The organism is Streptomyces sp. NPDC047022 (assembly GCF_040644155.1).
Taxonomy (GTDB): Bacteria; Actinomycetota; Actinomycetes; order Streptomycetales; family Streptomycetaceae; genus Streptomyces.
The window spans coordinates 661,484-674,373 of sequence record NZ_JBEYVV010000001.1 but is presented as its reverse complement, the minus strand read 5'-3'; the positions used below and the strand labels follow the sequence as shown (position 1 = coordinate 674,373).

Annotated in this window: 12 protein-coding genes; 1 reads left to right on the top strand and 11 read right to left on the bottom strand. The window is 71.0% G+C overall.

Annotation, left to right across the window (positions count from 1 at the left end):
• Positions 1–83: 83 nt before the first annotated feature.
• Positions 84–971 (top strand): hypothetical protein, encoded by an 888-nt coding sequence (locus ABZ845_RS03040; RefSeq protein ID WP_360972256.1) that lies wholly within the window; start codon positions 84–86, stop codon positions 969–971.
• On the opposite strand, the gene ABZ845_RS03035 is transcribed toward ABZ845_RS03040, so the two are convergent.
• The 11 genes from ABZ845_RS03035 to ABZ845_RS02985 all read right to left on the bottom strand — a co-directional run bounded on the left by ABZ845_RS03035 (position 952) and on the right by ABZ845_RS02985 (position 12,856).
• A complete protein-coding gene (locus ABZ845_RS03035) occupies positions 952–1,551 on the bottom strand; it encodes a hypothetical protein (RefSeq protein WP_360972254.1) in 600 nt (199 codons plus the stop codon). The genes ABZ845_RS03040 and ABZ845_RS03035 overlap by 20 nt on opposite strands.
• Positions 1,552–1,623: 72 nt before the next feature.
• On the bottom strand, positions 1,624–2,154 hold the full coding sequence (locus tag ABZ845_RS03030; RefSeq protein ID WP_360972252.1) for a hypothetical protein: 531 nt from the start codon (positions 2,152–2,154) through the stop codon (positions 1,624–1,626).
• An 85-nt stretch (positions 2,155–2,239) separates the two neighbouring features.
• Entirely contained in the window at positions 2,240–2,503 is a 264-nt protein-coding gene (locus ABZ845_RS03025) for a hypothetical protein (RefSeq protein WP_360972250.1), read from the bottom strand.
• Positions 2,455–4,086 (bottom strand): alpha/beta hydrolase, encoded by a 1,632-nt coding sequence (locus ABZ845_RS03020; protein ID WP_360972248.1) that lies wholly within the window; start codon positions 4,084–4,086, stop codon positions 2,455–2,457. The genes ABZ845_RS03025 and ABZ845_RS03020 overlap by 49 nt, the downstream gene beginning before the upstream one ends.
• A 9-nt stretch (positions 4,087–4,095) precedes the next feature.
• Positions 4,096–4,536 carry a hypothetical protein gene (locus ABZ845_RS03015; protein WP_360972246.1) on the bottom strand — a complete coding sequence of 147 codons (441 nt, stop codon included), beginning with the start codon at positions 4,534–4,536 and terminating at the stop codon, positions 4,096–4,098.
• Positions 4,537–4,672: 136 nt separating this feature from the next.
• The gene (locus ABZ845_RS03010; protein WP_360972244.1) at positions 4,673–4,930 is read right to left on the bottom strand and encodes a Trm112 family protein; all 258 of its coding nucleotides are present in this window, start codon (positions 4,928–4,930) and stop codon (positions 4,673–4,675) included.
• On the bottom strand, positions 4,815–5,834 hold the full coding sequence (locus ABZ845_RS03005) for a hypothetical protein (protein ID WP_360972464.1): 1,020 nt from the start codon (positions 5,832–5,834) through the stop codon (positions 4,815–4,817). The genes ABZ845_RS03010 and ABZ845_RS03005 overlap by 116 nt, the downstream gene beginning before the upstream one ends.
• A gap of 17 nt (positions 5,835–5,851) precedes the next feature.
• Entirely contained in the window at positions 5,852–6,598 is a 747-nt protein-coding gene (locus ABZ845_RS03000; protein WP_360972242.1) for a methyltransferase domain-containing protein, read from the bottom strand.
• The gene (locus ABZ845_RS02995) at positions 6,595–7,899 is read right to left on the bottom strand and encodes a condensation protein (protein ID WP_360972240.1); all 1,305 of its coding nucleotides are present in this window, start codon (positions 7,897–7,899) and stop codon (positions 6,595–6,597) included. The genes ABZ845_RS03000 and ABZ845_RS02995 overlap by 4 nt, the downstream gene beginning before the upstream one ends.
• On the bottom strand, positions 7,896–12,119 hold the full coding sequence (locus tag ABZ845_RS02990; RefSeq protein ID WP_360972238.1) for an alpha-(1->3)-arabinofuranosyltransferase: 4,224 nt from the start codon (positions 12,117–12,119) through the stop codon (positions 7,896–7,898). Before ABZ845_RS02990 ends, ABZ845_RS02995 begins: the two co-directional genes overlap by 4 nt.
• Complete coding sequence (locus ABZ845_RS02985) at positions 12,116–12,856, bottom strand: class I SAM-dependent methyltransferase (RefSeq protein ID WP_360972462.1); 741 nt, start codon at positions 12,854–12,856, stop codon at positions 12,116–12,118. Before ABZ845_RS02985 ends, ABZ845_RS02990 begins: the two co-directional genes overlap by 4 nt.
• Between the last annotated feature and the right edge of the window lie 34 nt (positions 12,857–12,890).

The window sequence follows — 12,890 nt, the reverse complement described above, 5'->3', positions numbered from 1 at the left end:
TGGAACTCACCCTCGCCCCCGGCCGCCGCAGTCCCCGTTGTTAGCCTGCGCGCAAAGGCCACCCATGACAGGAGTCCCCGGACGTGTCCCGCACCGCAGCCCCCCGAATCGCGCTCGTGACCTGCCGTCCCGGTCCGGACGTCGCGGCCGACGGCGACCTGCCGGGCCTGGTCGCCGAGTTGAGGGCGGCGGGGGCGGACGCCACCGCCGAGTACTGGGACGAGCCGGACGCCGACTGGGCGGCGTACGACCTCGCTGTGATCCGCTCCACCTGGGACTACAGCTGGCGGGCGGCGGAGTTCACCGCCTGGGCCGAGCGGTGCGGGAAGGCCACACGGCTGGCCAACCCGGCGGACGTCGTCCGCTGGAACACCGACAAGCGCTACCTCGGAGACCTCGCCGCCGCGGGCGTCCCGACCGTCCCCACGCGCTACCGGGTCCCGGGCGACCCTGCGGACCTGCCCACGGACCATGAGTACGTCATCAAGCCCACCTCGGGGGCGGGCGCCCGCTATGCCGCCCGTTACACGCCCGCGGAGCGTGAGACCGCCGCGGCGCACATCGAGCGGATGCACGCCGAGGGGCTGACGGCGATGGTGCAGCCGTATCTGAGCGGCATAGACATCAGCGGGGAGCGCGCCCTTCAGTACGTCGGCGGGCGGCTCGTGCATGCCAGCCGCAAAGGCGCCGTCCTCACGCCCGGCACGGTGTACGACGAGGCGAAGGTGGCCCACCCGCGCCTGGAGGCATGGAAGCCCACGGCGGTGGAGACGGCCGTCGCCGAACGGGCCCTGAACGCCGTACCGGGCACGCCGGACCTCCTGTACGCCCGCGTCGACCTCGTGGACGGGCCGGACGGCCTGCCGTGCGTGATGGAACTGGAACTGGTCGAGCCGAACCTCTTCCTCTCCCTGCACCCGGACTCGGTGCCCGCGGTGGCGGAGGCGATCCTCAGGGCTGCCGCCCGCTGACGCCCGTCCGCTGCAGCAGCCCCCAGGTGAACTCCGCGGCGCACGCGTGCCGTTCGCCCGAGGCGTCCGGGGCGGTGAAGGCCAGGCCCCAGCGGGTGGGGGCCGTGCCCTCCAGGGGGCGGGCGGGGGCGAAGGCGCGAGCCACCTCGTCGACCGTGGCGGACCAGGGAGTCAGGTCCTCCAGGGTCTCCAGCCGGGGCGCGGGCGCCCCAGGGGCCCGTACGAGCCACTCGTTCCACACCGCCCCGTCCGGCGCGAGCAGGATCTCGAAACGCAGGTCCGGCCAGAGCGGGACGGGCCACAGCAGCGCCTGACAGTCCAGGTCGCCGATCCGTCGGGCCTGCGCCGACTCGGGCTCGCCCAGGATCGAGCGGTACCGGGAGGCGGCGGCGCGGGCGTGCGGGGAGTGCAGCATGGCCTGCCAGCGGCGGTTCGCCTCACGCATCCCGGCGACGGAGACGCCCAGCTCGTGACGCGCGGTCTCGACGAGCTCCGGGTTGTGGTCGGCCATGCGGCGCAGCAGGACCAGCTGGAAGTCGAGGGGCGTGAAGGGGCCGGTGGGGCGCTTCGCGGGCGGCATGCGGTCCATCCTGGCGTACGGCGGGGACGGTTGCCTCGGAGCCGTCCCTTGAGGCGCTCGTACCAGCCGCCCTCAGTAGTACTCGACCTTCTGGCCGTCCGGGACCTTGTAGCAGCCGGACACGACGGTCAGGCTCAGCATCGGCGGGTTGTCCTTCAACATCTGAACGACGTTTACGCCGGCCTTCTTCTCGTCATTGTCGGCGGTCAGATTGATGTTCTTGTTCTTGCTGGTGTCCGGACCGTATTCGACGATCTTCCAGCCATGTTTCGGCAGTTCCGTCCTGAGATTCTCCATCGCCTTTTCGACATCACTCGCCGAGGCGGGGTGCAAACTCCACGGGTGAAAGATCTGGAAGTATTTTTTCGGATCCTTTCCCGGGCATTCCTGGACCCCTGCGGAACCGTCGGACGCCTTTCCCTTGACGCCGATCAAGTCGTATATGCCGCTGGATACCTTCAGCAGCGCATCAGAGGCATCCCTTGTGGTGCTCGTGCCGGCGGACTTGGTTTCATCGGAGCTCTGGTCAGACATACTGCATCCCGTGAGAGTAATGATTGCAAGGGGCGCGGCGAGCACAAGAGTGCTCAGCTTTTCCTTCATGGCAGGGAGCCTTATTCCGTCGGACTGGGCTGTGGGTCGGTCATCGTCTCATCGCCTGCGTACCGGCACCTCTATGTGGGCGTTCCTATCTTTCCCACCCTGCGTGCGGTGTATACGGTCTGGTCGGCTCAGGTGCCGCCTTCACGTCGTCGTATTTGCCGACGACCACCAGGGCCTGGTTTTTCAGGCTCTCGGAGCCCGCGTTCCAGTAACCGCCGTGCCCCTGGGTGTCCGTGGCCATCTGGTTGGCGCCGAAGCCTGAATCGGCGGGAATTTCGCGCCCGAAACCTCCGCCATGGATCATGCGGCCGAGCTCTGGAACCGGGTCACCGTCGGCGTCTCGTTCCACACATGCCCCTTCGGAACGTCCAGCTGATCGGCGCGGGAAACCTCCACGCCAGGACTGCCCGCGAAGACGATGTCGTTGGTGTGGAGATCCCCGGTCTGGGCCGCGGCACCCACGAGGCTCGATCCGTACGAGTGGCCGATCACGGTTCGGTGCGGTGCCGAGTCGCCGGAATGCGATGCGTCGAGTCCATCGAGGAATTTATCGAAGGCCGGTGCGCCATCGTATGCGTAGTGGGTGAAAGTCGCGTCTTTTACGACGTCGTTAGGTGCGTCGTAGCCGAGCCAGGTGATCGTGGAGACGGATTTTCCATCAGATACAGGGTGGGCTGTCTGCCAGAGACTGGTCATCCGGTTGATGTTCCCCCCGATGCTGTCCAAGTCCGAAGTCGTACCCGGCACATAGACCGCCTGGTGATCCGCGGTGTCCGGGTTACCGTTGGCGATGATCGCGCGACCGTCTCCTGCCTCGCTGAAGCCGAGCAGGTATGCCTCGGGCAGTTTGTTGGCGCCCGTCGCGTCGGAACTACCCGTCGCGTCGAAACGGCCCTGAATCGCGTTCATGCCGTCGATCCCCTTGTGCATCTTCTTGCGCTCCTCCTCCCACTCCTCCCACGCCGGGAGTTCTTCCTTGCCCTCCTTCCTCCCGGTGTGCAGGTTGATGTGGTCCTGGTAACGCGGAGGCTCCGGGTGGCTCTTCAGCCAGTCGTCGTATCTGACCTGCGCGACACCGTGCGCCTCGGAGAGAACTGTCCGGTTGGCCTCGTCCCGAACCGTGGCAGGGAGCCCGTCGAGCGCGCCGACGGAGTCGGGACGCATGGAGATCCACGCGGCCTGCTCCTCCGGGCTGAGCCCCTTCCACCATTTCGCGTTGTCCGTCGGTTCGCCGTTCTTGGGCGGCTGGGGCAGCGAGTCGAGGTACTCCTTGCCCGCGTCGCGCACGCCGCTGGTGTCCGAGGACGCGTCGGCAAGGTCCTTGTCGGAGACGGTCAGATCGTCGTCCGCCTTCAGTGCCCGCAGCTTCGGAGCCCACTTCTCGTCGGACTCCGTCGCCTCCTTGACGGCGCCGGCGATCTCATCCGCGTAGTCCAGTGCGAGGCGGTGGTTGGGGTTGGGGTCCAGGTTGGCCGACTGACGGCTCACTGCCTCGACTACGCCTTCGAACAGGCCGCCCGTCGTGCCGCTGACCGTGCCGCCCTCGGGAACCTTTCCGTCCGTGCTCTTCTCCCCGCCCGCCGGATAGGTGACCGAGCCGTCGGCGTTCACGGTGAGCTTCGCCGCCTGTGCGCCGTCGAGGGCCGCCTGGAGCTTCTTCTTGGCCGCTTCGATCTCGTACGAGAACGCCTGGAGAGCCGTACTGACGAGTCCGCATTCGATCTGGATGTAGTGGAAGTTCTTGCCCAGCTCCGACAGCTGGCCGATCGCCGCGGTCGCGGCCTCGCTGTTGAGGGAGTTCCTCATGGCCACGGAGATCTCGTTCTCGATGCGGTCCTTGGCCGCGCTTGCCATGTCACCGGTGCTGCGGTATCCGTCGGCCGCGTCCAGAAACTCTTTGGGGTCGAGCGCCTTCAGGGTTGCGAGGTCCATGACTTCTGGTTACCGCCCCTTGTCCTGGCCGCCGACCGCCGGCGTATCCGCGTAGTCCACCTTGAGGTTGCCGATCTCCGCCTTGATGGACTCATCGGTCTTCAACTGGTCGTTACCGGCCTTCTCCAGCAGGTCGGAGAGCCTTCCGCAGCGCCCGCTCACGGCCTTGACGTAGCGATCCCACGAGTCGTGGACTTCCTTCTGAGCCCCGGACGTCTGGCAGCCGGGTTCCGTGACAAAGCCCTTCTGCCCGTCGGTCAGCTTTCCGAGCGCCGTGGTGATGGAGCCGCTGAGCGAGCCGACGGCCTGGCCTGCCTTGGACCAGGCCGGTTTGTTGGACACCAGAGTGCCGGGTCCACCCGGGTCCGACGGCACATGGTTCAACTGCATTTGCGCGCCGTGCCCGTTGGCCGCGGCAGTCTTGAGCTGCTCCCACTCATCCCACGCCATGAGTGTTTCCTCCCCCGTGTCCGCAGTACCGCAATGCGGTGATCGACTCATACCGTAGCCGGAAGATCGCCGTACCGTATCGGCGTCAGTCACCACGGGGACTGAGTATCCGTACTCATGTTTTCGGCGAACGTGGTCATGGGGTGATGCGCTTCAGCAGACGTTCGTGTTCGTCCTCGCCCACCTGCTCACCGGAGGTGGGCAGTAACTGGGGGATTCCGTCGGTGATCGGGTAACGGCGGTGCAGCCGGGGGTTGTAGAGGGCCTCCGGTGCGCCTTCAGCCGCGCCCTCGGGTGCGGTCTCCGTGCGGATCAGGTGCAACGGGCCCTTGTCCAGGGGGCAGGCCAGGATCTTCAGCATCTCCATGAGCGGGTCGTCGGAGGTCGGAGGCATGGACGCGCAACTCCTCTGCGGAAAGGTCGGGTTCGGGGTCTGTCGTGTCGTGTCTCGGCATCAGCAGCAGCACCGTCACCGCCAGCGCCGTGCCCGCCAGGCGCAGCGCGAGCCGCAGCGGCTGGTGCGGCAGTGCCTCGCCGAAGGCCAGGGTGCCCAGTACCGCCGTGAACAAGGAGGTCACCGTCGTGCACACCGGGACGATCAGTGAGGCTCGGCAGCGCTGCAGGGCCGCCTGCGACATGACCAGGCCGAAGCCGCCGGTGAACAGGAGCAGATACGGATAGGGGGAGCGCAGCAGTCCGGTCACCGCGCTGCCGAGTCCGCCCGCCGTCAGATAGCCGGAGACGCCCTTGATGGCCAGCGAGCTGACGCCGTACAGCAGCCCCACCGCCACCCCGTACTCCACTCCCGTCGTCGGCGGCCGGTGCCGGCGCCGGGTGCGGCGCTCGGCGGCCCCGTACAGCCGCACGGCCAGCGCCAGCGACGGCAGGCACACCGTGAGGATCAGTGCGTAGGGGGCGCCCCGGCTGACCCTGTCGGCGTGCTCGTCCAGCGACAGCACCACCATCAGCAGGGCGAGGACGATGGCCCCGAGCGCGTATCGCTCCCGGCCCGTCGTCTCCTCGCCCAGCAGCCGCGCCGACAGCAGCACCAGCAGCACCAGTCCCGATACGAAAATGCCCTGCGCGGCGGCTATCGGCAGGGTCCGGTAGACGGCGAGCTGTGCCCCGAAACCGGCGGCCAGCGCCAGCGAGCCGCCGATCCACAGCGGGCTGCCGAGGACCAGGCGCAGCAGCCTGACCGGACGGCGGAAGTTCACCTCCGGCAGCGCCGCGAGCGCCTTCTTCTCCAGCACGAACCCGCAGCTGTACAGCAGGTTCGCCAGCAGGGCCGCGGCCACTCCCCACCACATCACGCCTACGTCCTTCGCGCGTGCAGGAGGAGGATGGAAGCCGTCGAGGGCACACGGCAGGCCAGGCGGTCCAGGCCCCGCAGCGGGCGCGGAACGCCGTGGAACGGCGCCCCCTTGACGCGTACGACCTCGAAGCCCGCCGCTGTCACGAACTCCCGCAGCGCGCGGGCGGTCGCCAGCCGCAGATGCCCGACGACCTGTGACCCCGGGCGGCCGTGGACCGCGCGCAGGCTCACCTCCGTGAAGACGGGCTGGACCCCGGCCAGCAGCAGGGCGCGGTTGTACCAGGCGGCGAGGTTCGGGGTGGACAGCATCAAGTGGCCCCCGGGGCGCAGCACCCGGCGGATCTCGTCCAGGGCCGAGTCCGGGTCCACGAGGTGCTCGATGACCTCGCTGAACAAAACCGCGTCCGCCGCAGCGGTACGGAACGGCAGTCCGCCGTCGGTGAGTTCGCCGCGCACCGTGTACGGAAGTCTGGTGCGCGCCCGTCTGAGGGCGTCCTGCGACCAGTCGACGCCGACGATCCTGTGACCGGACAGACAGGGCGCGGCGGTGGCTGCCGCGCTGCCGTCGCCGCAGCCGATGTCGAGGACGGTCCGCGCGCCCTTGGTGGCCGGTCCCAGGGCTTCGGCGAGCATCCGGGCCTGGCGCAGGCTGCGGCCGGCGCCGGAGGCGACGGGGACGGACGGGTCCTCGTAGAAGTCGCGCAGTCCTCGGCGGACAGCGGTGGTCGTCGTGGTCGTAGTGGTCACTGGTGGCCCTCCTCGGTCGAGTGCAGGTAGTGCTCGAAGAGGTCGCGGAGATGGGCGCCGTCCCCGTGGCCGAGCAGGGCGCGGGACCAGCGCAGGGCGAGATGGAGCCGGCCGGCGGTGGAGGCGGTGGTGACGGTGAGGCCGCGCGGCATGCGCGCCGGCGCCGAGAACCAGACGGCGTGGGCGCGTCCGGCCTCCTCACCGAAGTCCAGGGCGTACGGGATGCGGCCGATGTTGCTGAGCAGAGTGGTCGAGGTCCAGGGGGTGGCGGCGCGTCGCAGGGCACGTGTGGCGGCGGCCCGCCAGGCGACCGGGAGCACGGGCGCCGTGAGCAGCGCGGCGCCGTGGCCGAGTTGGGGGCGTGGCATGGACTTGAGGGCCCGGGTCCGGTGAGCGGTGCGCCGCAGCAGGACGGACAGCTCCTGATTCAACTCCTCGGGCATGAAGGTGACGTCGACCAGCCGGGTCCCGTTTCCGATGGGCATCGTGGCGTCCCGGGGCCGGTCGTCCACCGGCATCGTGATGCGCAACGGGCGTGGGCGCGCGCCCTGTTCGGCGTTCCAGTGGGCCACGGTGAGCGCGGTGGCGGCCATCAGCTGGTCGTTGACCGTGTAGGGCGAGCCCTTGGGGCGGTGGGGGAGGGGCAGTTCGGTGACGAGAAGGCCGTTGCCCGGGGAGGACTCGGGGGCGCCCGGCGCCACACGGGCGGGCGGGGTCCAGGGCGAGGGCACGTCCGGAGGGTCGCGGACGGGTTCGGGCGAGCGTACGGGGGGTGCGGCGGGGGAGTTGTCCTTGCCGCCGTACAGCTCCGCTGCCGTGGCCAGGACGCGCAGGCAGGCCGGGCCGTCCAGCGCGGTGTGGTTGATGGTGAGCAACAGGACGGTGCCGGTGTCCGGGGCCGCGCCTCTCACCACCTCCAGCCGCACCGGCGGGGACAGGGTCAGCGGCGGCACCCTGGACAGCGCCCGTGCCCTCGCGTCCCGCAGTGCGTCCTTGCCCGGCGGCGGGAAGGTCACCACCTCCGCCTCGGGGCCGGGCGTGAGCTCCCATTCGTAGCGGCGGCTGTACCAGTGGCGCGGCGTCTCACGCATCAGGATGCGCGGGTGGCGGCGCAGGGCCTCGGTGAACGCCGTGCGCAGCCGGCCGGAGGCGAGTTGGCCGGGGAGGTGGACCTCGATGTGGACCGTCTCCGGCTCCTCCTCCTGCGCACAGTGCCGGGACACCTCGTCCACCACGGGGAACGGGATGCGCACGGGCCGCCGTACGGGTTCCTCGGCGCGAGGCCGCTCCAACGCTGTCATGCGCTCTCCCCCCGGAGGCCGTTCTTGCCGCCGCCCTCGTTCCCGCTCCCGCTCTCGTACGATTCCGGGCCCGTGCCCGCGGGCCCCCGCTCCCGCACGCTCACCAGCGCCGCGAACAGCCCCAGCAGCGCCAGGACTTGAGGCAGGGGACCGAACGCCCCCGACCTCCCGCCGACCGGCACCGCCGCCGCGACCCCCGCCCCCGCAAGCGCGGCGAACGCGATCGGGACGAGCAGCGCGTGCCGCCTCCACGCGACGGCCGCCAGCAGCGGAACCAGCAGTGCCAGCGGCCCCGCGATCACGACGCCGACCAGCGTCAGCGCCACCGTGCCCAGCCACGGCCCAGCCCCCGCAGGCGCAGGAGAGGCCCCGTCCGGGTTCGGCGAGCGGCGTCGCCACACCACGAAGAACGCGAGCACCGCGATTGCCGCCCCGCCGCCGATCAGACCGGCTTCGTACGTCGTCGCGGGACCGTACGACAGCTCGACCGTGCCGCCCGCCCCGGCCGGGATCCGCCAGCCCTGCTGCCAGCCGTCCAGCCGTACCGGGGTGAGCTTCCTGCCGTTCAGGGTGGCCTGCCAGCCCTCGTTGTAGTTCTCGTACGTCGTCAGGTACGACGCCGTGCCCGAGCCGACCGTCACCGAGCGGTGGTCGCCCGCCCAGTCGACCACCCGCAGTGCGCGCCCGGCGCCCCCGTCGACGGCCCCGATCGTGCCCCGCGTCAGCGTCACGTCCGTCACCGCCAGCGGACCGGCGTCGCCCGCCGCCTCGACGCGGTGCGAACCGGCGCCGAGACTCACCGCCGAACCTCCCTGTTGACACAGCGTCAGCTCGACCTCCCGGCGCTGCACCAGGTCCCGCACGGCCCCTCGCACGCCGGTCGCGTACAGCGTCCCGTCGATGGCCAGCTCCGGCCCCTGCCCGCACGGCAGGGAGAATTCCAGTGCGGCGGGCGGCTGCGGGGTGCGGAGGGCCTCCAGCGCCGGGATGTATGCCTCCGTGAGCCCGACCGGCAGCCGCAGGTCGTCGTTCGCGACCGGGTTGTTGACAGTGACAGGGGCCGTCCCGGTGACCGTGATGTCGAGCCGGTCGGTGGTGATCGGGTCGAAGCGGACCCAGCCGTTGTCGTCCACGCCCGCGATCGCCGCGCCGTCCGGTGAGCTGATCTCCACCTTCGTGGGGCGGCTCGAGAGTCCCCCGGCGGCTGCCAGCACGAGCGAGCTCACCGGCTGTCTGCCGTTCCAGCGAAGGTGGATGGTCGGTTTGTCCCCGGCGATCCACGCCGTGGTCAGATCGCCGTCCGTGAGATTGCGGGCGGACAGATCCGGTCCCATGGCCGCCGTGGAGTCGGCTGTCGCGGTGACGCGGTTCGCCTGCTCGGGCGCCACCTGGTACAGCAGCTTGTCCAGCGCCTGGCCCGCGACCGGCACCGCGCTCGCCCGCACCTCGTACGTCCCCGCCGACGAGACCGAGAACACCCGGTGCAGGCCCGCCTCCGTGCCCGTCGCGGAGAGCCCGGTGGGGTCGGCGGCGCGGTGCAGCGAGACGATCTCGGCGCTCGCGCTCGCATCGGCCCCGGACCGGACGGCGTCCGTCGGCAGCCGGAGCAGACGGGTCACCTGCACACCCGGAATCCTGACCTCCGAGAATCCCGCACCGGTCAGCCCCGTCTTCCGCTCCACCGAGTCGACGATCGTGATCTTCAGCCAGCTCGTGGCTCCCGCAGGCGATGTGACGCTCTGCGTCGAGCCGTCCGGCCGCAGGAAATCCGTCACCGAGCCCTTGGCGGTCTCCACCCGGATCCGCGTGGCGGCCGACCGCACCCCGTCCTGCGGCAGCGGCGTCACCGTGAACGACGGCGGTACGTCGACGGACCTCGTGAACCCGATCCGCAGCCACTGTCCGTCCGCCGACCCGGGCGCACCCTCCGCCCAGGCCGTGTCCGGATCGCCGTCGAAGGCGTTCACCGGGTCGTACTGCGGCAGGTGGAACAGCCAGTTGCCGCTGGAGGACGCGGTCACCGAACGGGCGCCCCGCAACTCCGCGACGGTCTGATGGTCCTCGCCCTTCGACGGCAGGATCTGGTGCGGCTGCGCCCCCGGGTCCTGCACGGCACCGGAGGCATTCCTCTCGTCGCCCGTGTACGTGTACGACGTGTTGGCGTCGACCAGGCCGAAACGGGTGTCCGCGCGGCGCAGCCCGTCACCCACCACCTGGACCGCCGCCGTGCCGAGCCCGGGGGTGTTGTCGCCGGTGAGGACGGCGGCACGGTCCCGCAGCGCCGGGTCGGCGGCGAGCGGCAGCAGTGCCTCCGGGCCGCCGGAGACGACGGCGGTGCCGGCGACCGGCAGCAGCCGGGCCTGACCCGGCCGGGTCACCACCCCGGTCCCGGTCCCGGATTCGCTCGCCGGCGCGTAGATCTCCACCGCCCGCCGGCGCGCGTACAGACCCTCGACCTGGAGGGGCGTGCCGTGCGCGATCCGGCCCCCGGTCATCAGCGGCCCGAATCCGGTCACTTGCCGGTAGCCGGACTGCTCCAGCGTCCGCCTGACGGTGGTCGTGGGCACGTAGCCGAGCTGGTCGGGGTCCAGGTCGTTGCGGACCACGACGTAGTACAGCCCGGCCCGGGCCAGGTAGTCGGCCAGCCCCGGGACCTGGCTCCCGGTCTCCAGCGCCTGCTCCACCGCGTCCATCGCACGCCGGTTGCCGGGCGTCCCGAAGGGCACGAAGTCCCTTTCCGCCCACGGGGATTCGGCGAGCACGTCGAGGGGCTCGTCGATGGGCGAACCCCAGGTGTAGAGGCCGTGCGCGGTCGCCGGGACGACAAGGGCGCGGGAGTCGGGGGAGTGCTTCCCGAGCCAGCCGGCCGTGGTGCTCCAGTAGGCCGGGAGCCGCTGGAAGGAACCGGGCTGGAGGATCGAGCCGTTGAGGTACGGGAGGGCGAGCCCGGGCAGCACGAGCACCGCCGCGATCAGCGGGACGAACCGGCGGCCCGCGACCGGCCGGGCCCCGCGCGGCTCGGCTGCGACGCCCACGAGATGCATGAGCCCGAGAGCCAGGGCGAGCGCCGAACCCGTCTGGAACTTGTAGATGTTGCGGAAGGGCGCGAGCCCGCCGTCCAGCCAGCTGCGCACCAGGCCGTGGAAGGGCGCGCCGAACGCGCCGCCGTACCCGGCGAGGGTGAGCAGCGCGACCAGCATCACCGTCAGCACCAGCCAGCGTCGCTCGGGCAGATCGCGCCGGGCCAGGCCCGCGAGCCCCAGCCCGGCGGCGAGCGCGGAGCACACGATCACGGCCACGGACGAGGCCACGGTCCAGCCGGCCGGCAGCCAGGCCTCACCGAAGTGGAGGTACGCCACCCAGTTCCCGGCGCCGCGCAGCGACTCGACCGCCGACATGGTGTCCGTGGTCGTCCGCGCGCTCTCCACGTAGGGGAGGAAGTTCTCGCCGTAGACGCCGAGCAACAGCAGCGGGACCACCCACCACGCGGTCGCGAGGACCACGCCGAGCACCCACCAGCCGATCAGCTTGCGCCGCCGTGGCCCGCGCGGCCGGGTGAGGAGAAAGAGACCCACGGGGAGCAGGGAGGCCAGGGTGGAGGCCGCGTTGACGCCGCCCATGAACGCCACGAGCAGGGCCGAGCGGAAGGCGGCGACCCGGGCGCTGTGGCGTTCGTCGGCCAGCGGCAGCAGCACCCAGGGAAGGAACGCGCCGGGCAGCGCGGCGGCGGACGTCGAGCCGATGACGACGGTGAACACCGGCCACAGCGCGTACGCCGTCGCGCCGAGCAGCCGGGAGGCGGGGCCCCCGACGCGCAGCCGTTCGGCCAGCCGCAGGCAGCCCCAGAAGGCGACGGACACGATGAGCGACATCCACAGCCGTTCCGCGAGCCACACCGGCAGATGGACCAGCTTCGCCAGGCCGTAGTACGGCAGCATCGGCCACAGATAGCCCGCGTACTGGTCCTGGATACCGCCGAACCCGCCCCGGTCGTGCCACAACTGGCCCAGGTCGGCGAGGAATTGCCACGGGTCCACGGTGACCCCGAGCTTGGTGTCGAAGGTCTGCCGCCCCGGCCGCACCGCCAGGAACAGCACGAGCATCACGGCCCAGAACCCCAGCAGCCAGCGCCGCGACCGGGGGCGCGGCGGCGGACCCCCGGACGCGACGGTGGTGCGGACGGCTGCCGGAGGAGGAGCCTGGACCGTGCTGCTGGTCATGGGGGACACCGCCGGAGGATGAGGAGGAGGTTCCAGGTGGCGACCTCGCGCAGCCCCGGCACTTTCGCGACGGCGGAGGCGAGGAACGGCCAGTAGCGGGAACGTGCCGCGACGACCGTGACGTCGTCGCGGGCACGCACCTGCCGCAGGGTGGGTCCTATGTGCACGGCGAAGAGGTTCTCGCCGAGGGTGTGCTTGGCGGGCCTCCCCGTACGGCGGCGGTAGCGGGCCGCGGCCCGTTCGGCGCCCAGGTAGTGCCAGGGCGCCCACTCGTGACCGCCCCACGGGGAGTACCAGTTGGTGAACGAGACGTAGATCAGCCCGCCGGGGCGGGTCACCCGCACCAGCTCGCTGAGGAAGGTCCCCGGATCGGCCACGTGCTCAAGGACGTTGGAGGAGAAGGTGACGTCCGCGGACCCCTCCGCCAGAGGCAGCAGATAGCCGTCCGCGACCACCGCGCCGGAGGGAGGCCGCGGGCCCAGTTCCCGTACGTCCGGTTCGAAGAGGTACGCGTGTGCGCCGCGCCGCCGGAACTCGGCGGTGAAGTACCCGCCCCCGCCGCCGACGTCCACGACCGTGCGGCCCCCGACCGGGCCGCCGTACGCCTCCACCTGGTCGGCGGCGTCGCGGGCGAGGAGCGAGTAGCACGTGACGGGGTCGTCCTGCTCGTGCCGGAAGGCACGGAAGAGGGCGAGGGAACGCCGCAGGGACGGATCCTTGAGGGACGACTCCTTCAGGGGCCGGGCCCGGGGCGCTGTCGTGGAGTCCGGG

What these genes read in the sequence shown, in the direction of transcription:
- ABZ845_RS03035 (WP_360972254.1), bottom strand. Translation starts at nt 1,551, where the DNA reads ATGCCGCCCGCGAAGCGCCCCACCGGCCCCTTCACGCCCCTCGACTTC.
- ABZ845_RS03030 (WP_360972252.1), bottom strand. Translation starts at nt 2,154, where the DNA reads ATGAAGGAAAAGCTGAGCACTCTTGTGCTCGCCGCGCCCCTTGCAATC.
- ABZ845_RS03020 (WP_360972248.1), bottom strand. Translation starts at nt 4,086, where the DNA reads ATGGACCTCGCAACCCTGAAGGCGCTCGACCCCAAAGAGTTTCTGGAC.
- ABZ845_RS03015 (WP_360972246.1), bottom strand. Translation starts at nt 4,536, where the DNA reads ATGGCGTGGGATGAGTGGGAGCAGCTCAAGACTGCCGCGGCCAACGGG.
- ABZ845_RS03010 (WP_360972244.1), bottom strand. Translation starts at nt 4,930, where the DNA reads ATGCCTCCGACCTCCGACGACCCGCTCATGGAGATGCTGAAGATCCTG.
- ABZ845_RS02995 (WP_360972240.1), bottom strand. Translation starts at nt 7,899, where the DNA reads ATGACAGCGTTGGAGCGGCCTCGCGCCGAGGAACCCGTACGGCGGCCC.
- ABZ845_RS02990 (WP_360972238.1), bottom strand. Translation starts at nt 12,119, where the DNA reads ATGACCAGCAGCACGGTCCAGGCTCCTCCTCCGGCAGCCGTCCGCACC.